Raw genomic sequence first — 18,926 nt, 5'->3', positions numbered from 1 at the left:
GCGCTGCATCCCACTGAGCCAAGCCACGCCAGTCACCCTGGCGTGGCTTTTTCATGTCTCGTTATGTTGTGTTTTGTGTTTTTTATTGGCAAACTGTGGCAACCAAGCCCAGCGCCTTCCGGCGCGATCTTTCCACAGGTGCCTCCATGTCTGCTTCTCCCCGCCGCCCCGTTCCCGAGCACGCCCGCGTCGTCATCATCGGCGGCGGCATCATTGGCTGCAGCGTGGCCTATCACCTCACCAAGCTCGGCTGGACCGACGTCGTCCTGCTCGAGCAGGGCCAGCTCTCGTGCGGCACCACCTGGCACGCGGCCGGGCTGGTGGGGCAGCTGCGCGCGCAGGAGAGCATGACCAAGCTGATCCGCCACTCCACGCGCTTGTACAGCGAGCTGGAGGCCGAGACCGGGCTGGGCACCGGCTGGAAGCAGTGCGGCTCGCTCTCGGTGGCGCGTACCGCCGAGCGCATGACGCAGCTCAAGCGCACCGCGGCGGTGGCGCGTGCTTACGGCGTGGACTGCCAGGTCATCTCGGCGCGCGAGGCTGGCGAGCTGTGGCCGGTGATGTGCACCGACGACCTGCACGGCGCGGTGTGGCTGCCGGGCGATGGCAAGGCCAATCCCACCGACCTCACCCAGGCGCTGGCGCGCGGCGCGCGCACCCGTGGCGCGATGATCGTGCAGGACACCAAGGTCACGGCCATTCATACCCGGGACGGCCGCGCCAGCGGCGTCAGCTGGCAAGACAAGGACGGCGCCTCAGGCACCATCGGCGCGCAGATCGTGGTCAATTGCGCGGGCCAGTGGGCCCGGCAGGTGGGCCGGCTGTGCGGCGTGACGGTGCCGCTGCATTCGGCCGAGCACTACTACATCGTCACCGAGCGCATTGCCGGCGTGCATCCCGACCTGCCGGTGATGCGCGACCCGGACGGCTTTATCTACTTCAAGGAGGAGGTGGGCGGGCTGGTGATGGGCGGCTTCGAGCCCAACGCCAAGCCCTGGGGCATGCAAGGCATTCCGGAGCCGTTCGAGTTCCAGTTGCTGCCCGACGACTGGGACCAGTTCGAGATCCTGATGCAGAACGCGCTGCAGCGCGTGCCGGCGCTGGAGACGGCCCAGGTGAAGCAGTTCTACAACGGCCCCGAATCGTTCACGCCCGACAACAACTTCATCCTGGGCGAAGCCCCCGAACTGCGCAACTTCTACGTGGGCGCGGGCTTCAACTCCATGGGCATCGCCTCCGCCGGCGGCGCGGGCATGGCGCTGGCCGAATGGATCGTGGCGGGCGAGCCCACCATGGATCTGTGGCCGGTCGATATCCGCCGCTTTGCCGGCTTCAACGGCAACCAAAGCTGGCTGCACGACCGCGTCAAGGAAACCCTGGGCCTGCACTACGCCATGCCCTGGCCCAACCGCGAGCTGGATACCGCGCGGCCCTTCCGCCGCTCGCCGCTGTATGCGCACCTGCGCGACGCCCGCGCCAACTTCGGCAGCAAGATGGGCTGGGAGCGGCCGAACTTCTTCGCGCCGCCGGGCGTCGCGCCTGAGATCGAGTATTCCTTCGGCCAGCAGAACTGGCTGCCGTGGAGCGGCGCGGAGCATCGCGCCTGCCGCGAGGGCGTGGCGCTGTTCGACATGAGCTCGTTCTCCAAATACATCGTCAAGGGCGCCGATGCCGAGGCGGTGCTGCAGCACCTGATGAGCAACGACGTGGCCGTGCCCGCCGGCCAGACCGTGTACACCGCGATGCTCAACGAGCGCGGCACCTATGAATCGGACCTGACCGTGACCCGGCTCGCGCACGACCAGTACCTGCTGGTGACCGGCTCAGCCCAGACCACGCGCGACTTCAACTACATCGAGCGCCTGATTCCCGCCGGCCAGCGCTGCGCCATCGTCGATGTCACCGGGCAGCACAGCGTGCTGGCGGTGATGGGCCCACGCTCGCGCGAGCTGCTGCAGAGCGTGTCGCGCGCGGACTTCTCCAACGAAGCCTTCCCGTTCGGCAGCTCGCGCGAGATCGACCTGGGCTACGCCACGGTGCGCGCCACGCGCCTGACCTATGTGGGCGAACTCGGCTGGGAACTCTACGTGCCGGTGGAGTTTGCGGTGGGCGTCTACGAGACGCTGCAGGCCGCGGGCAAACCCTTCGGCCTGGCCAACGCCGGCTACTACGCCATTGAATCCCTGCGCATCGAAAAAGGCTACCGCGCCTGGAGCCGCGAGCTGACCACCGACATCAATCCGTTCGAGGCCGGGCTGTCCTTTGCCTGCAAGCTCGACAAGCCGATCCCGTTCCGGGGCCGCGAGGCGCTGCTCAAGCTGCGCGCGGCCGGCGGCGCGGCACAGGCGCAGCGCCGCGTGGCCGTGGTGACGCTCGACGGCGCCAGCCAGGCCATGCTGTGGGGCGGCGAAGCCGTGCTGCGCACCGGCCCGGATGGCACAGTGCGCCCGGCCGGCTTCGTCACCTCGGCGGCCTTCGGGCATACGCTGGGTTGCCCGGTGGGGATGGCGCTGCTGCAACGTGAAAACGGCGCGGCCAACGCCCAGTGGATCGCCGAAGGCACCTACCACGTCGACCTGGCCGGCGAGCTGCTGCCCGCCAGCGTGCACCTGCGCGCACCTTACGACCCAAGCAGCGCCAGGGCCAAGGCATGATGGACAACGCAACCGAGAACCTATCCGACTGCGCCAGCTACATCCTGACCCTGTCGTGCCCGGACCGCTCGGGAATCGTCCACGCCGTGGCCAGCCTGTTGTGCGAAGCGGGCGCGAATATCCTCGACTCGGCCCAGTTCGGCGACCGGCCTAGCGCGCGCTTTTTCATGCGCGTGCACTTCCGGCGCGCCTTGCCCCCGGGCGTCAGCGCGGACGACGCGCTGACGCATCTTCGCGCGGCGTTTGCCGGGCTGGGGACGGACTACGAGATGGAGTGGGCCCTGCACGATGCCGCGCGCAGGCCGCGGGTGATGCTGCTGGTGTCGCGCATCGGGCACTGCCTGAACGACCTGCTGTTCCGCCACCGCACCGGCCAGTTGCCGATCGAGATCGCGGCGATTGCGTCGAACCACAAGGATTTCTACCAGCTGGCCGCGAGCTACGACATTCCGTTTCACCACCTGCCGCTGCTGCAAGCCACACGCGATACCAAGGCGGCGCAGGAAGCGCGCTTGTGGGATCTGTTCTGCGAATACCGGATCGACCTGGTGGTGCTGGCGCGCTACATGCAGGTGCTGTCAGACGACCTGTGCCGCCGGCTGGAGGGGCGCGCGATCAATATCCACCACTCGTTCCTGCCGAGCTTCAAAGGGGCCAGGCCGTATCACCAGGCCTATGAGCGCGGCGTGAAGCTGATCGGCGCCACCGCGCACTACGTCACGGCGGAACTGGACGAGGGGCCCATCATCGAGCAGGAAGTGTCGCGCGTGGACCATGCCATGGATGCGGACCAGCTGGCCGCCATCGGGCGCGACGTGGAATGCGTGGCGCTGGCACGCGCGGTGAAATGGCACGCGGAGCACCGCGTGCTGCGCAATGGGGGCCGCACGCTGGTGTTCCGATGAACGCCTTGGGCGCCGGCCCCCGGGCAAGCGGTAAAGGCAGAGGTAAGGCTTAGCCTTGCTTGCCGTCGGCGCCGGACGTGGCCGTTGCCTGGTTGGACTTCAGTGCGCAGGGCGTCTGCGCTTGCTGCTTTGCCTGCGCCTGCTTCTGGGCGCGCGCGCGTTCGATAACGGTCCAGTCGGGACCGGCAAAAGCGGGCAGCGAGGCAGCGAGGGCCGTGACGCTCAGCAGCGCCAGCACGATGGTTTTCATGATTTGTCTTCAGACAGGAATGGCAATGACAATGCGTGTAGGAACTTGATACTTCCCAGTCCGGCCGCGGGTGGAGGGGTCCCGGGGCCGGACCGGCAGCACTGTATCCGCTGTATCAGGCGCTGGCCTGGCGGCTGGCTGCCGCGCTATGCGCCGGCGGGGCCGACACGCCGGTCAGGTCGCGCCCGGCGAGGTCCAGTACGGCGCTGCCGTGCGCGCCGTCCGTGAACGGATCGCGACGGTCGCCAGCGCGGGCGCCATCGGTGAACGGGTCGCGGCGGTCGCCAACGCGGGCGCCGTCGGTGAAGGGGTCGCGCTTGCCGTTGTGGAGTGCGTAGCCGTACTTGTCGCCGGCGTTGGTGCTATCTTTCGGACCCGTTGCGCTGGCTTGCGTGGAGGCCAGGAGGCAGACGCCGAAGGCGGCTGCGCAAACAAGGGGCGTGAAGCGCTTCTTATTCATGATTGCTGCTTGATTCCAGATTGGGCGGCACTTTCCACTGGGTGTGGAGCGGGATAGGCGGATTCTTGCGTCCCGCATGTCGTCTGTTTCGCCTTTTGAGCTGCACTGCGCGTTCGATGCGTTGAGCAGCGCGGTACAGGCCACAGTGTAGTCACGGCGAGTCATTCCCGGGATGAATTAAACGTCTCGGTTCCAGTCGGATTTTTCACAATAGAAAACCGCGCGGGTAGCGAATGCGGGTCGGATGCGGGTCGGATGCGGGGCAGACGGATGGCTGCACGGCTGCCATCCACGCATGCGAAACCCGACTGGCCCGCGCGTACCTGGTGAACTCCGCCGGCCAGGCGTCAGGCTGCGCGATCCCAGGCCTGCAGTTGTTCGGCAGTGGCACCGGCGCCGCCGCAGACGATGACCAGCACGTCGCTTGCCGCCATCAGCGCGGCGGGCTTGCGCTCCAGCGCGGCCAGCGCCGCGCCGCACGCGGGCTCCACCACGATCCGGTGCTCGGCCAAAAAGCGCAGGCACGCGCCCACGGCTTCCTTGTCCGTGACCACCTCGCTGACGATCGGATGCACCCTTGACCACTCCACCGCCTTGGCGCAAGGGCTCTTGGCACCCAGCGATGTCGCGATGCTGGTGATGGCGGGCAGCTCGACCTGCGCGCCGGCCGCCAGCGAGGCGGCGTAGGAATCCGCGCCAACAGTCTCGGCCGCAATGACGGGCACATCGTGCCAGCCATTGCGTTCAAGCCCGGCAAGAACGCCGCATAGCAAGCCGCCACCGCCTACCGATAGCACTACCGCGCCCGGCTTGACGCCGGCGGCAGCCACCTCGTCGATCATCGTCGCGTGGCCTTCCCACAGCAGGGGGTCGTCAAAGGGGTGGATAAACGCGTAGTCCGGCTTCATCAGCGAGAGCGCGTGCTCGTTGGCCTCGCTCCATGCACGCCCGTGCACCACCAGCTCGGCGCCTTCCGCCGCGATGCGCTCGCGCGCCGCGGCCGAGGTGGTCTCGGGCACGACGACGGTCACCGGCACGCCAAGCAGCCGCCCGCTGTAGGCGACGGCAATGCCGGCGTTGCCGCCCGAGGAGGACACGAAGCGCGTTGCGCCCCACTCCTTGTAGGTCTGGCATGCATGGCCGATGCCGCGCGCCTTGAACGAGCCCGGGGGCTGCAGGGCCTCCATCTTGAACCACACCGAGCGCCCCAGCCGCGCCGAGCAGGACGTGGATCGCAGCAGTGGCGTGACGATGTGCAGGCTCACGGGCAGGGCTTTTTCAGCATGGGGCATGGTGGCGCTTCTTGGTTCTGGCATGAAGAACCTTGAATGCTAGAAGCCTGCAGCCTATGCGGTCAAATGCCGATCAAGCCTGAAAGCTATACTTGCAAGGCATAGCAATATTCACAGGGTAACCGGCAAAGCATGCGCAACATAGAAACGCGCCACTTGCGCTACTTCATCGCCGTCGCGGAAGAAGGCAGCATCATTGCGGCCTCCCGGGCACTGAACATCACCCAACCAGCCTTGTCGAGGCAGATCCAGGATCTTGAGGCGGGTATTGGCGCCCCATTGTTCGAGCGGCATGCCAAGGGCGTGCAACTCACCGATGCCGGCACCAGCTTCCTGCACGATGCGAAGCAGTCGCTGCTGCAGCTGGAACAGGCACGTGACCGGGCCCATCGCATTGCGCAGGGCCAGACCGGCACGTTCACGCTCGGCATCATGCCCAGCTACCTGGCCTCGCCCGTGACGCTGGCGATTCTTGCGCACTTCCGGGAGCAGAACCCGGAAATACTGCTCTCGATCGAGCCGCTGTTGTCACTGCAGCAGGCACAGGCTATCCGCAGCGAAGAACTGGACGGCGGCATCATGGCGTGGCGCACGCCGGACGACGCCAGCCTGAGCGGCATCGCCCTTTACCGGGAGCACTTTGTGCTGGCCGTGCCGGCGCAGCATTTCGCGCCAGCGAAGCAAGCACGGCGGCTTGCCGATATCGCCGGCGAACGCTTCGTGTGGTTCAACCGGGAGAAGTCGAGCGCGCAGCACAGCCTGCTGATGGCCGCGTGCGCCAAGGCCGGGTTCACGCCGCATATCGTCCAGATCGGCACCGACACGCCTACCATCCTGGGCCTGGTCGCCGCCGGCATGGGCTGCGCGCTGGTGCCTGCCAGTTCGCAACTGCATGCGCCACCGGCCATCGCGTTCATCGCGCTGGCCGACCTGACCGATGGGGTCGATATCGAGTTTGTGTATTCGGCGTCGCGCCGCTCGCCGCGCGTGCAGCGCTTTATCGAATCGGTGCGGCACGTCACCGGCAGGAAGGCAAGGCCGGCACGCGACAAGCCATAGCGTGCGCAGCGATCTAATGCTCCGCGTTCACCTTGTGCTCCGCCACCTCCGGGCTGTTCTGCCAGCCGCCGCCCAGCGCGAGGAACAGGTTGATCTGGTTGATCGCCACCTGGCTGTCCGACGCCGCCAGTGCCGCCTCGGCCCCAGCCAGCGTGCGGTCGGCATCCAGGCTGGACAAATACGGCACGCGACCCGCCTTGTACAGCATCCGGTGTTGCCGGGCGACCTCACTGGCGTCGTCGCGCGCCACGCGCAGGGCCTGGTTGCGCTCCAGTTCCCGCGTGTAGGCGCTGAGCGCACTCTGCGTTTCCTGCAGCGCCTGGAGCACCACGCCGTCGAAGCGGGCGAGTGCCGCGTCCGCGCCGGCTTCCATGGCGTGGATACGCGGGCGCACGCCATTGGTCGGCAGGTTCCAGGTGATCAGCGGGCCCAGGCCCCAATGCGCGGTCGGGCCGGTGCCGAGATCGCTCAGGATGCCGCTCAGGCCGGCCGATGCACCGATGCGTATCGACGGATAGAGATCCGCCGTGGCCACGCCGATCTTCGCCGTGGCCGCCGCCAGCTCGCGCTCCGCCTGGCGGATATCGGGGCGGCGCTTGAGCAGCGCTGCGCCGTCCCCGACAGGAATCGCCTGGCGCAGCGTCGGCTCCTCAGAGCACTCGGCCAGCGCTTCAGGCAGCGCTGCCGGCGGCTTGCCCAGCATGACGGCGAGCCGGTAGGCCGCGCCCTCCTTCTCCGCCTTGAAACGCGGCAACGCAGCGCGCAAGGTCTCGGCCTGCGCGCGGGCGCGCAGCATGTCGGTGGGCTGGCCACGGCCGGCGGCGACCATCTTGCCGGCGATCTCCACGCCGCGCGCCTGCAGCGCGACCTGCTGCTGCGCCACTGCGAGCTCATGCGTGGCGGCGCAGCCTTGCACATAGGCCCGCACGGTCTCCGCCACCACGCTCACGCGCGCCATATCCAGCGCGGCCTGGCTCGCCTCGGCGCTGGCCAGCGCGGCCTCGTCGGCGCGGGCCAGCTTGCCGAAGAAGTCTACAAGGTAGGACACCGAGAAGCCGACGTCGCCCAGGTTGAAAACCGGCACCTTCTCCTTGAGCAGGAAACTCTCGCCCGCGATCTGCGCGCGTTCGGCCTTGGCGGAGAAGGCCGCCTGGGGCAGGTTTTCCGCTTCCACCTCGTGATAGATCGCCACGGCCCGGCGCAGGTTGGCGGCGGCCACGCGCAGGCTGGTATTGGCGCTGAGCGCCTGCTGCACCAGTGCGTCGAGCTTGGGGTCGTCGTACAGGCGCCACCAGTCGTCGGGGACCGGTGCGACGGAAACAGCCGGGTCATTCGTGCCGAGTAACGGCCCGTTGGCCTCCGGTGCACGTACTGCCGCCTGCTCCGGCACGTGGTAGTCAGGGCCCACGGTGGTGCAGGCGAACAGCAGCGGGGCCAATACCGGCAGCAAAGCGAGCCCGAGCTTGCTCATTGCACGACCTCCTTCTCGGTCTCCTTCTCGGTCTCCTCACGCAGCACGGCAATGTGCCTGCCCGGCTCCGCCACCGATACCGTCGCCGTGCGTCCCGACACCAGCCGCACATTCGCCGGCACGTCGTCCAGCACGATGCGCACCGGCACGCGCTGCGCCAGCCGCACCCAGTTGAACGTGGGGTTCACGTTGGGCAACAGGTTGGCGCCATTGCTGCGGTCGCGGTCCTCGATGCCGGCGGCGATGCTCTGCACGTGGCCGTGCAGGATCGTGCGCTCGCCCATGATGCGCACGGAGACCGGGTTGCCAACGCGGATGCCCTGCAGCTTGGTTTCCTCGAAATAGCCTTCGACGTGGAAGGAATTCAGGTCAACCATCGACAGCACCGGCCGGCCCAAAGCCACGTAGTCGCCCAGGCGCGGCAGGCGGTCGTTGAGAAAGCCATCCACGGGGCTGGCCACCCGGGTGCGGGCCAGGTTGAGCTTTGCCAGCCCGACCGCCGCCTCCGCCTGCGCCAGCGCCGCCTCGCCCTGCTGCACCCGCGCCTGCCCTTCTTCGACCACTTCGGTGGCGACCACCTCGGACAGGGCGTGGTTGCGGGCGGCCTCGCGGCGCGCCTGCGCCAGCGTGGCGCGCTGCGCGGCGACCGTCGCCATGGCCTGCTGCAGCGCCAGCTGGTAGCGGTCCTGGTCGATCACGAACAGCACCTGCCCGCGCCGCACGCGCTGGTTGTCCTTGACGAGGATCTGCGTCACCAGCCCCGAGACATCGGGCGCGACCTGCACCACGTCGGCGCGTACGTGGCCATCGCGCGTCCATGGCGCCACGGTGTAGTAATCCCACAGATGCTTGCCCACGAAGAGCGCGGCCAGGGTGGCCAGCAGGGTCAGCAGCACGGGGACCAACAAACGGAACTTGAATTTCATGATTGCAGCCAGCGGGCCATGGCGACCACGCCACCCAGCACGATGACGTAAAGGGCTAGATTGAAGAGCGACCGGTGCCAGACCAGCCGGTAAAAGCCTGCGCGCGCAAGGACCGCACGCATGCAGGCGGTGATGACGAAGGTGAGGAGCATCAATGCCAGCAAGCCTGGCACGAAGACGCCGTAGAGATCGATTTCCGCGCTTAGCATCGGGGCTGCCCGCGTATTGGGAGCGGCATGGACAGAGACGGCGGCACCTGCCGCGCTGTGGCCTGCGGCTGCGCCGGATACAGCGTGACCCGCAGGGCAATCAACGCGCCCAGTGCACTGCGCGCGTGCTCGCCGGGGCTTTGCGCTCCGTCGGCTTGCATGGCCACCTCGCGCAGCGCCTTGTCGATCCGCTCGGATAGCGCATCCGGCGGCGCCATCGCGTGCCCGGCCTTCAGGCGCGCGCGGAAATGCAAGGCAACCGCGTTGAGCACCCTGGCCACGGCGCGGCGCGCGGCCGGGCGCAGCCCGGGCAGGCTGCGCTGCAACGCCAGCGCGCCAAACCCTACCTGCAGCTCGGCAAAGCCATCCGAAGCCATCTTGTCGTCGCTGGCCGCCAGCCTTGGCACCAGCTGGCTGAGCCGGTCCAGCATGCGGCCGCCGAGCTTGGCCTGCTCGCCCGGCTCGCGCCGCGTGGCGGCTTGCGCCAGGTCCTTCCAGCTGGCGCGGATCAGCCGGTGCGCCGCCACGCGCGCGCCGAACGGCCGCGTCGCCATGGCCCACAAGGGCGCGAACAGCATGCCGCCGATGCTGGCCACGCTGCCGTTGAAGGTGGTCAGGAAGTTCGTGTCGTAGAGGCTCTGCACATTGGCGAACGACGCCGTATTGACCGACAGCAGCATGGCGATCAGGTTGAAGCCGGGCCGCGATATCAGCATGCCGATGCCCATGTAGGGCAACGCCAGCATGCCCACCAGGGTCTCGAAGTTGTGCGCGTTCGGCACCACCAGGAACAGGTAGAACGACGACACGGCAAAGCAGAATCCGCTCCAGCGCAAGAACGAATGCGCCACGGGCCGGGGCTCCTCGATGGTGGCAAAGAAGCAGCAGGCGATGGACGCCACCGCCACCGACCCCGCGCCGTCCTCCCATCCCGAGACGATCCACAGCAAGCCCGCGCAAAACACGGCCAGGCTGGTGGAGCAGGCATAGAACAGCAGCATGGCGTGATCGTGGTGATGCGCCCGGTCTGCGCGCTCGGCGCCGCGGCCAAGCGCGCGCATCGACGGCGCGGCGGCGCTGGCCGCTTGATCGCCGATGCCATGCTGCAGGGCGTGGCAGTCCTCGCACAGCGCCGCCAGCGTGCGCAACTGATCGTTGGCGGTGGCGACCAGGCCGGCATGCCAGCCGGGCGCCCGCGCGTAGTCCGCCCACGGGCCTGCCTCCGGATCCAGCGCGGGCGGCGGGCCGTCAAAGCCCGCGCGGATCCAGGCGGACATATCCGCCATATGGCGCGCCAGGCTATCCGGTATGCCGTGCGCGTGGCGCCGCAGCGCCTGCAGCACGCCGGCCAGCGAGGACAGCACGGGCAGCAGCATCGTCATCCGCTCGCGCAAAGCGCGCGCGTGGCGCAGCGTGTGGGCGCTTTCCGTGTCGTACGAGAGCTGGGTGATGAGCTGGTCCAGCGCGAGGATGTCGGCGGCTAGCCGGTGGCGGCTGCCGTGGCGCGTGGCGTTGGCGTCGGGATCGGCCGACAACATGTCGGTGGCCCAGAGTGCCGCGTCCGCTAGCCAGGTCGCGGAGCGGGCCCGCAGCGCGGGCGCCACCTTGGCCGGGAAGACGATGGCGCCCACCATGCCGGCGCAGAGGATGCCGATGACGATTTCCTCGATGCGCGCAACGGCGATATCGAAGACTTGCGCCGGCTCGCTCACCGCGGGCAGCGCCACGATCGGCAGCGTATAGGCGGCCAGTAGGAAGACATAGCTGCGCGGCGTGCGCTGCAGCAGCGAGAAATAGAGCAAGCCCCCCGTCCACAGGGCGATCGCGGCCATCAGCAACACCGGCGCGTTGACCAGCAACGGCACCGTGACCACCGCGGCCGTCGCGCCCAGCACCGTGCCCGCCACGCGATACGCGGCCTTGGAGCGGGTGGCGCCGGTCAGCGGGTGAGAAACAAAATAGACGGTTGCCATGGCCCAGTAAGGGCGGGGCAAACCCAGCGCGAGCGCGATATAGAGCGCCAGCATCGAGGCGGCAAACGCCTTCAGTGAAAAGAGCCACTGTCGTGCGCTGGGCCAGCTAGCCATGACGCGAATATCCGTTGGAAAGAGCGTAGGCCCGAAGTGTAGCCAACTGGCGGACATTCCTGCCATGATTTAAAATTGCGAATCACATTCGCTTTTTTCATGGCAAAGGAAGTACCCAATGCCCATCGACATCCGCGCCCTGCGCTACTTCGTTGAAACCGTTCGCCTCAAGAGCTTCACCCAGGCGGCGACCTCCCTGTTCGTCACGCAGTCCACCATCAGCAAGATGGTGCGGCAACTGGAAGACGAGATCGGCCAGCCACTGCTGATCCGCGAAGGCAAGCAGGTGCGGCTGACCGACGTGGGGCGCGTGGTCTACGAGCGCGGGCAGGAAGCGCTGGGCGTGGTGCACCGGCTAACGCTCGAAGTGGCCGATCTCTCCTCGCTGGGCCGTGGCCAGCTGACCGTGGGGATCCCGCCCATGGCCAACCTGTTCTTCTCGCCGGCCGTCAGCGCCTTTCGCCAGCGCTATCCCAACCTGGAGCTGAGCCTGGCCGAGCATGGCGGCCACATGGTGGAGCAGCAGGTGGCAAGTGGCGAGCTGGAAGTCGGCGCCACCGTATTGCCCCGGGATAGCGGCCTGGAACTGGCCACACGCGAGTTCGCCAAATACCCGATCTGGGTCGCCGGCCCCCGCAAGGCCAGCTGGGCCAAGGGCAAGACCGTCACCCTGGCGGCGCTGCGCGACGAGCCCCTGCTGATGCTGACCGAAGACTTCTCGCTGACCCGCAAGCTGCGGCAAGTCTTTCTGGATGCCCGCCTGGAGCCTCGCATCGTGGCGCAAAGCGGGCACTGGGATTTTCTCGTCTCGATGGCCGCGGCCGGTCTGGGCACCACCTTCCTGCCCCAGCCGCTGCTGGACAAGCTCGATATCCGCGACAAGCTCGCCGTGGCACGGCTGACGGAGCCCGCCATGGACTGGGCGCTCGCCCATATCTGGTCGCCGGGACGCTACCTGTCGCATGCGGCGCGGGCGTGGTTTTCGGTTTGCGAGGAAGTGCTGGGGGCGTGAGCGCTTATCGGCGCCATGTGCGATGTGTATTGCTTGTGGCCCGCTGACGCGGGCGTGTCTCTTTAGGGCGGGGTTTTATTGCTTCTAGCTGCTGTCGCGGCTGGGCGATTTTGATGGTTGATGGGCTGGACGTGTTTTGGCGCTTCTAGCTGCTGTCGCGGCTGTACGGTGTTGGCCGTTTTGGAACGTGTGAGATGTCACTTTTCTTTACTCGTAAAGAAAAGTAACCAAAAGAAAGCGATCCTTGCAGGAGGCTGGCGTGGCGTCATTGGGGAACCCAATGGTTTCGTCGTCAGGCCCCGGGTGCTAATGACCTCGTGCCGTTACCAGTTTAGATCATCACGACCCTGCCAATGCCCAGAGATTCGTGGTGGTCCCCCCGGTAGCGGCCACCACGAATTTCAAGCCGTCTGTCGCTCGCGGCGCGGGCGGCCACGAAGTTGCATGCGTCCCGTTTTCGTCGTGGGCGCGGTGGCACCGAAAAATAATTCCGAGGAGATTACCACCGCGCCCACCCCACCACGAAACCATCACGGCGTGATATATCGTGATGCTCCGATCCGGTACCGGCAGATGTGCGAATGGGCAGGAATTCCGCTACCGGTGGCCTCACCACGAAACCGGCATCATGAACAGGATCGTGGCCATTCAAACCGGTAACGGCACGAGTCCATTAGAACCCGGGGCCTGACGACGAGACCACCGGGCTACGTAACCCCAATAAGCCAGCCTCCTGCAAGGATCGCTTTCTTTTGGTTACTTTTCTTTACGAGTAAAGAAAAGTGACATCTCACACGTTCTAAAACGGCCAACACCGTACAGCCGCGACAGCAGCTAGAAGCGCTAAAACATCGCCCACTCACGCTATTCTGCATCAGCAGCTAGAAGCATCAAAACCCCGCCCTAAAGATCGACGCCGGGATACTCCGCAAACGCGCCATCGACGCAAGTTGAGACCGCTCGTCTTCGCTCAACACCAGATCCAGCTTCGGTCGTCCCATTGGCATGTTGGCATCTCCCGTTCGTCGATACCAACATCCTACAAAAATATAGATCCGTTAACTTCTCTGGCGCGTCACTACCTCGAAAACTCCTCAAACACCACCTGCCGCAGCCACTGGTTGGCCGGCTCCCGATTGTTCCTGGCGTGCCAGAGCACGTTGATCACGATATCGGGGATCTTCACCGGGCACGGCGCGGTCTCCAGCCCGAAGGGCTTGAGCGTGCGCGCGGCATAGGCCTCGGGCACCACTGCGATCAGGTCGGTCGTCTGCAGGATATGGCCCACCGCGACGAAGTGCGGCACGTGCAGGCGGACCTGGCGCGGCACGCCCGCGCGCTGGATCACTTCATCCACCATGCTGTGCCCGGTCCCGGCAGCCACGATGGCCACGTGCTCGGCGCTGCTGAACGCCTTGATGCTCATGCCCTCGCGCGCCAGCGGATGGCCCTGGCGGAACAGGCAGACGTAGCGCTGGCGGAACAGCCGCCGCTGGAAGAAGCCGGCCTTGAGGTCCGGCATGAACCCGATCGCCAGGTCGACGCGGCCGCTTTCCATTTCCTCGCGCAAGTTCACAGTATGGTTGCGCACCGTGCTGATGGTCACGCCGGGCGCCACCGTGGATAGCCGCTTCATCAGGTCGGGCAGGAAGTAGATCTCCCCGATATCGGTCATGGCGATGGTGAAGGCGCGCGTGCTGGTGGCCGGCTCGAACACGGACTGCGCATTGAGCGTGTTGTGGATGGCGCCAAGCGCGTAGCCGATCGGCTCCGCCAGGTTCTCAGCGAACGGCGTGGGCACCATGCCCTTGGAGGTGCGCAGGAAGAGCTCGTCGCCAAGCAGCTTGCGCAGGCGATTGAGCGCGTTGCTGATGGCCGGCTGTGACGTGCCGAGCGCCTCGGCCACGGCGGACACCCGGCGCAGCCGCAGCAATTCATTGAACACGACCAGCAGGTTCAGGTCGATCTCCCGCAACTCCATGCTGCCTCCCTTTATCACTCACAGTGATATGACGTATCACCTTCCTTCTATTTATTAATTCTACCTGCCGCGCCAACATACGCCCATCGGCAGACGGATGCCAAGAAGAACACGTTGGAGACACCCCCATGGAAGTATCCATCCACCCACTGGACAGGACGCTGCACGCGCAGGCCGGCGACAACCTGCTGGACGTGCTGCGGGCCAACCAGGTGCCCATCTCGTATAGCTGCATGGCGGGGCGCTGTGGCACCTGCCGCTGCAAGGTCCTGGCCGGCCGCACCCAGGCGAGCGGCCCGGAGGATTCGCGCGCGCCCATGGCCGCCGGCCAGTCGGTGCTGGCGTGCCAGACCACGCTGGTAGAGAGCTGCGCGATCGAAATCCCGGAACTCGACGAAGTCGTGGTGCATCCCGCCAAGATCCTCAAGGGCACCGTGACCGCCCTGGAAGACCTGACCCATGACATCAAGCGGATCCGCGTAGCGATTCCCAAGCCGCTCGACTTCTCGCCGGGGCAATACGCTACGCTGCAGTTCACGCCGCGCCATATCCGCCCCTACTCGATGGCGGTCGCGCATGGTACCGAGGAGCTCGAGTTCCACATCCGGCTGGTGCCCGACGGGCGCGTCACGTCCTATGTGGCGTCGGAACTCAAGGTTGGCGATGCCATTCACGTCAGCGGCCCGCTGGGCACGGCGTACCTGCGGCGCAAGTTCGAAGGGCCGGTGGTCTGCATCGCGGGCGGCACCGGGCTGGCCCCGATCCTGTCGATCCTGCGCGGCATGCTGGACGGCGGCATGCGCAACGAGGTGCACGTCTACTTTGGCGTTCGCACGCATGCCGACCTCTATGGCCTTGAATGGCTGCGCGAGCTGCAGGCACGTCATGCGGCAATGCATGTGCACGTGGTGGTGGCATCGGCCGGCGACGGCAACGGCTACCGGGGCGGCGTGGTGACCAAGGCGGTCGCCGACGACTGGGCGCATATGCAGGGCTGGCGCGCCTATCTGGCGGGCGCGCCGGTCATGGTCGACGCCGCCTCCATCCTGCTCAGGCAAAGAGGCATGGACCCTGACCACATCCATGCCGACGCCTTCCACGCCAGCGGCGTCTGACACATTGAGCCCCACATCACAAACATCGCGGAGACAAACCATGCGCGAGCAAGCCATCGTATTCAAAAAGAAGGAATGGAAGGACGAAGGCTCCAGCCGGATACCGTTCTGGGCCTATACCGATGACGACGTCTACCGGCAGGAGCTGGAGCGTTTCTTCTACTCCGGCCACTGGTGCTACATCGGGCTGGAAGCAGAGATGCCGAACGCCGGCGACTTCAAGCGCACCGCCATCGGCGAGCGCTCCGTCATTGCCAGCCGCGCGGCGGATGGCGAGATCTACGTGGTGGAGAACGTCTGCGCGCATCGCGGCGTACAGTTCTGCCGCGAGCGTTCCGGCAACCGCCGGGACTTCACCTGCCCCTATCACCAGTGGAACTACGATCTCAAGGGCAACCTGGTCGGCGTGCCGTTCCGGCGAGGTGTGAAGCTAGACGGCAAGGTCAACGGCGGCATGCCCGCGGATTTCGATCCGAAGGCACATGGGCTGACCAAGCTCAAGGTGGCGCGCCGCAACGGCGTGATCTTCGCCTCGTTCGACCATGAGGTGCCCGAACTGGAGGACTATCTCGGCCCGACCATCCTGGCCTACTTCGACCGGGTCTTCGACGGCCGCAAGCTGACCATCCTCGGCTACAGCCGCCAACAGATTCCCGGCAACTGGAAGCTAATGCAGGAGAACATCAAGGACCCGTATCACCCGGGGCTGCTGCATACGTGGTTCGTGACCTTCGGGCTCTGGCGCGCCGACAACAAGTCGGAGCTCAAGATGGACGAGCACTTCCGCCACGCAGCGATGATCTCCACGCGCGGCCAGGGCGGCAAGGGCGAGGTGACCAGCGGCGTGTCCAGCTTCAAGGAACAGATGAGCCTGCACGACGACCGCTTCCTGGATGTCGTGCCCGAAGCCTGGTGGGGCGCGCCCACGGCGGTGATGATGACGCTGTTCCCCAGCGTCATCATCCAGCAGCAGGTCAACTCGGTTTCCACGCGGCATATCCAGCCAACCGGCCATGGCTCGTTCAACTTCGTGTGGACGCACTTCGGCTTCGAGGACGACGACGCCGACATGACCCGGCGCCGCCTGCGCCAGGCCAACCTGTTCGGCCCGGCCGGCTTTGTCTCGGCCGACGACGGCGAGGTGATCGAATTCTCCCAGCAGGGCTTCGAGCAAAAGCCGTTCCACCGGACGGTGGCGGAACTCGGCGGGCGCGAGATCGGCAACACGGACCACATGGTGACCGAGACGCTGATCCGCGGAATGTACAACTACTGGCGCCGCGTGATGGAGGCCTGAGACATGCTCGACTTTGAAACCTACGCCCAGGTGCTGGCGCTGTACACGGACTACGCCGCCGCGCTCGACAACAACGAATGGGACAAATGGCCTGGCTTCTTCACCGAGACCTGCGTCTACAAGCTCCAGCCGCGCGAGAACCACGATGGCGGCTTCCCGCTTGCCACGTTGTCCTTCGAGAGCCGCGGCATGCTCAAGGACCGCATCTACGGCGCCACGGAAACCATCTTCCATGATCCGTACTACCAGCGGCACGTGGTTGGCATCCCGCGCATCCTGAAGGCCGATCCCGAGCGCATCGACGCCGAGGCCAGCTACGCCGTCTTCCGTACCAAGCCGGATGGGCAATCCACCGTGTACAACGTCGGCCGCTACATCGACGTGATCCGGCGCACGGAGGACGGGCTGAAGTTCGAGTCCCGGCTATGCGTGTTCGACAGCGAGATGATCCCCAACTCGATCATCTACCCGATTTGAATGTTGCGTTTTGAGATTTGAGGCAGACCATGTCAAAGCAATGGACCCAGGTGATCCCGCTGGTGGCAATCCCCAAGGACGATGTCGTGGCGGTCAGCGCGCTCGGCAAGGAGATCGCGCTGTATAGCGTGGGCGACGAGATCTATGCCACGGACAACGCTTGCAGCCATGGCAACGCGCGGCTGTGCGACGGCTTCCTGGACGGGCACGAGATCGAGTGCCCGCTGCACCAGGGCAAGTTCGACGTACGCACCGGACGCGCGATGTGCGAGCCGCTGACCAGCGACATCCGGGCGTACAGCGTGAAGGTGGAGAACGGAGAGGTGTTCGTGGCGCTGTAGGCACGACAACGCCGGAGAGCCACACCAGGCACTCCGGCGCAAGAAACCCAACGCCTGCATCAGGACCTTGCCGGCGTCTCCAGCGCGGAGCGCACCACAAACGTCATGATCACCGCGAACACCAGCATGGCGGCCAGGAAGTAGAGCCCCGAGGCCAGCTTGCCCGTCGCATCCTTGATGAGCCCGATCCCGTAGGGGCCAAGGTAGCCGCCCAGGTTGGCCAGCGAGTTGATCGTCGCGATGCCCACGGCGGCGCTGGCGCCGGTCAGGAACTGGCCCGGCAGCGCCCACACCACCGCCTGGATCGAATAGATCGAGAACGCGGTCAGGCAAATGAAGAGGAACTGCAGCGCGGGCGTCTGGACCCAGGCGCTGGCCGCCATCGTGATCGCGCCCATGGCCGATACCACGATGATGTGCCAGTAGCGCTCGCCCTTGCGATCGGAATGGCGCGGCACCAGGTACAGCCCGGCCACCGCGAACAGGTACGGTACCGCCGACAGCAGGCCGGTGGTGGCATCCGTCACGCCGAACTGCTTGATGATGGTGGGCAGCCACAGCGACAAGCCGTAGATGCTGAGCGGGAACGGCAGGAACAGCAGGGCCAGCAGCAGCACGCGCTTGTCCTTGAGCGCACCAAGCGGGTTACCGTGCGACTTGAGCGCAAACGTGGACTGGTCCGCCGCCAGCTCGCGCTCGATCCAGGCGCGGTCCGCCGGCGCCAGCCAGCGTGCCTGCGATGGAGACTCGGGCAGGATGCGCAGCGTGGGCAGGCAGAGCAGCACCGCGGGCAGCCCGCTGAGCACGAACAACGTCTGCCAGTTGGTCAGGCCAAACAGCCCGCTGGTGGACAGCACCCAGCCGGCAATCGGCCCGGTGACGATCAGGGCGATGGGCTGCGCGAGCACCAGCAGGCCGATGATGCGGGCGCGATGGCGCATCGGGAACCACTTGGTCAGGAAGTACAGGATGCCGGGATAGAGGCCGGCCTCGGCTGCGCCCAGCAGGAAGCGCAGCACGTAGAAGGTGCCGGCGCTGTTGATCAGGGCCATCGCCATGGTGATGACGCCCCATGTGAACAAGATGCGCGCGAACCAGCGGCGCGCGCCGAAGCGCTCCAGCGCGAGGTTGCTGGGCACCTCGCACAGGAAGTAGCCGATGAAGAACAAACCCGCGCCCAGCCCGTAGGACGCGTCGCTGATGCCTACCGCCGCATTCATGTGGAGCTTGGCAAAGCCAACCACTGAGCGGTCGATATAGGCCACCACGTAGATCAGGGCCAGGAAGGGAATCAGCTTGCGGGTCAGCATGCTGATGATGCGGCTCTCCTCGCTGGCGGCGCTGACTGGCGCATCGCCAGGCAGACCCGGAGCGCCAGGAAGCGGGACTG

General features: G+C 66.3%; 17 protein-coding genes. 8 read left to right on the top strand and 9 right to left on the bottom strand.

Going from position 1 to position 18,926, the window contains the following annotated elements:
- The first annotated feature begins 146 nt into the window (after positions 1–146).
- Positions 147–2,654, top strand: coding sequence for a GcvT family protein (locus ACYP5B_RS11935; RefSeq protein ID WP_459569748.1), 2,508 nt, complete (start codon positions 147–149; stop codon positions 2,652–2,654).
- The gene (purU, locus tag ACYP5B_RS11930) at positions 2,654–3,559 is read left to right on the top strand and encodes a formyltetrahydrofolate deformylase (RefSeq protein ID WP_459569780.1); all 906 of its coding nucleotides are present in this window, start codon (positions 2,654–2,656) and stop codon (positions 3,557–3,559) included. The genes ACYP5B_RS11935 and purU overlap by 1 nt, the downstream gene beginning before the upstream one ends.
- A gap of 49 nt (positions 3,560–3,608) precedes the next feature.
- On the opposite strand, the gene ACYP5B_RS11925 is transcribed toward purU, so the two are convergent.
- The 3 genes from ACYP5B_RS11925 to ACYP5B_RS11915 all read right to left on the bottom strand — a co-directional run bounded on the left by ACYP5B_RS11925 (position 3,609) and on the right by ACYP5B_RS11915 (position 5,534).
- Complete coding sequence (locus ACYP5B_RS11925) at positions 3,609–3,809, bottom strand: hypothetical protein (protein WP_174424642.1); 201 nt, start codon at positions 3,807–3,809, stop codon at positions 3,609–3,611.
- A 115-nt stretch (positions 3,810–3,924) separates the two neighbouring features.
- A complete protein-coding gene (locus ACYP5B_RS11920; RefSeq protein WP_459569747.1) occupies positions 3,925–4,269 on the bottom strand; it encodes a hypothetical protein in 345 nt (114 codons plus the stop codon).
- Between the two features lie 347 nt (positions 4,270–4,616).
- Positions 4,617–5,534 carry a pyridoxal-phosphate dependent enzyme gene (locus ACYP5B_RS11915; RefSeq protein WP_459569779.1) on the bottom strand — a complete coding sequence of 306 codons (918 nt, stop codon included), beginning with the start codon at positions 5,532–5,534 and terminating at the stop codon, positions 4,617–4,619.
- A 159-nt stretch (positions 5,535–5,693) separates the two neighbouring features.
- Here ACYP5B_RS11915 and ACYP5B_RS11910 point away from each other — a divergent pair, with 159 nt between their 5' ends.
- Complete coding sequence (locus tag ACYP5B_RS11910) at positions 5,694–6,620, top strand: LysR family transcriptional regulator (RefSeq protein WP_459569744.1); 927 nt, start codon at positions 5,694–5,696, stop codon at positions 6,618–6,620.
- 13 nt (positions 6,621–6,633) lie between these two features.
- On the opposite strand, the gene ACYP5B_RS11905 is transcribed toward ACYP5B_RS11910, so the two are convergent.
- From ACYP5B_RS11905 to ACYP5B_RS11890, 4 genes are read right to left on the bottom strand one after another with little or no spacing between them, the layout of a single operon-like run.
- A complete protein-coding gene (locus ACYP5B_RS11905; protein WP_459569743.1) occupies positions 6,634–8,091 on the bottom strand; it encodes an efflux transporter outer membrane subunit in 1,458 nt (485 codons plus the stop codon).
- Positions 8,088–9,017 (bottom strand): efflux RND transporter periplasmic adaptor subunit, encoded by a 930-nt coding sequence (locus tag ACYP5B_RS11900; protein ID WP_459569742.1) that lies wholly within the window; start codon positions 9,015–9,017, stop codon positions 8,088–8,090. The genes ACYP5B_RS11905 and ACYP5B_RS11900 overlap by 4 nt, the downstream gene beginning before the upstream one ends.
- Positions 9,014–9,226 carry a DUF1656 domain-containing protein gene (locus ACYP5B_RS11895; protein ID WP_318236503.1) on the bottom strand — a complete coding sequence of 71 codons (213 nt, stop codon included), beginning with the start codon at positions 9,224–9,226 and terminating at the stop codon, positions 9,014–9,016. Before ACYP5B_RS11895 ends, ACYP5B_RS11900 begins: the two co-directional genes overlap by 4 nt.
- A complete protein-coding gene (locus ACYP5B_RS11890) occupies positions 9,220–11,313 on the bottom strand; it encodes an FUSC family protein (protein WP_459569739.1) in 2,094 nt (697 codons plus the stop codon). The genes ACYP5B_RS11895 and ACYP5B_RS11890 overlap by 7 nt, the downstream gene beginning before the upstream one ends.
- A 118-nt stretch (positions 11,314–11,431) precedes the next feature.
- Between ACYP5B_RS11890 and ACYP5B_RS11885 the strand changes: the two genes are divergently transcribed.
- On the top strand, positions 11,432–12,325 hold the full coding sequence (locus tag ACYP5B_RS11885; protein WP_400096228.1) for a LysR family transcriptional regulator: 894 nt from the start codon (positions 11,432–11,434) through the stop codon (positions 12,323–12,325).
- Positions 12,326–13,403: 1,078 nt separating this feature from the next.
- On the opposite strand, the gene ACYP5B_RS11880 is transcribed toward ACYP5B_RS11885, so the two are convergent.
- Positions 13,404–14,306 carry a LysR family transcriptional regulator gene (locus tag ACYP5B_RS11880; RefSeq protein WP_318234506.1) on the bottom strand — a complete coding sequence of 301 codons (903 nt, stop codon included), beginning with the start codon at positions 14,304–14,306 and terminating at the stop codon, positions 13,404–13,406.
- Between the two features lie 128 nt (positions 14,307–14,434).
- Here ACYP5B_RS11880 and ACYP5B_RS11875 point away from each other — a divergent pair, with 128 nt between their 5' ends.
- The 4 genes from ACYP5B_RS11875 to ACYP5B_RS11860 are packed head-to-tail and all read left to right on the top strand — an operon-like array spanning position 14,435 to position 17,536.
- The gene (locus ACYP5B_RS11875) at positions 14,435–15,421 is read left to right on the top strand and encodes a 2Fe-2S iron-sulfur cluster-binding protein (protein ID WP_459569738.1); all 987 of its coding nucleotides are present in this window, start codon (positions 14,435–14,437) and stop codon (positions 15,419–15,421) included.
- 40 nt (positions 15,422–15,461) lie between these two features.
- Positions 15,462–16,718: an aromatic ring-hydroxylating dioxygenase subunit alpha gene (locus ACYP5B_RS11870; protein ID WP_459569737.1), complete on the top strand. Its 1,257-nt coding sequence runs from the start codon at positions 15,462–15,464 to the stop codon at positions 16,716–16,718.
- 3 nt (positions 16,719–16,721) lie between these two features.
- Entirely contained in the window at positions 16,722–17,195 is a 474-nt protein-coding gene (locus tag ACYP5B_RS11865) for an aromatic-ring-hydroxylating dioxygenase subunit beta (RefSeq protein WP_459569736.1), read from the top strand.
- A gap of 29 nt (positions 17,196–17,224) precedes the next feature.
- A complete protein-coding gene (locus ACYP5B_RS11860) occupies positions 17,225–17,536 on the top strand; it encodes a non-heme iron oxygenase ferredoxin subunit (RefSeq protein WP_400092852.1) in 312 nt (103 codons plus the stop codon).
- 59 nt (positions 17,537–17,595) lie between these two features.
- Here the strand turns inward: ACYP5B_RS11860 and ACYP5B_RS11855 are convergent, their stop codons facing one another.
- The gene (locus ACYP5B_RS11855) at positions 17,596–18,900 is read right to left on the bottom strand and encodes an MFS transporter (protein ID WP_459569778.1); all 1,305 of its coding nucleotides are present in this window, start codon (positions 18,898–18,900) and stop codon (positions 17,596–17,598) included.
- Positions 18,901–18,926: the final 26 nt, after the last annotated feature.

The sequence above is a fragment of the Cupriavidus sp. 8B genome (genome assembly GCF_054589115.1).
The sequence above is the reverse complement of the archived record's forward strand: the minus strand, read 5'-3'. Positions and strand labels throughout refer to the sequence as shown.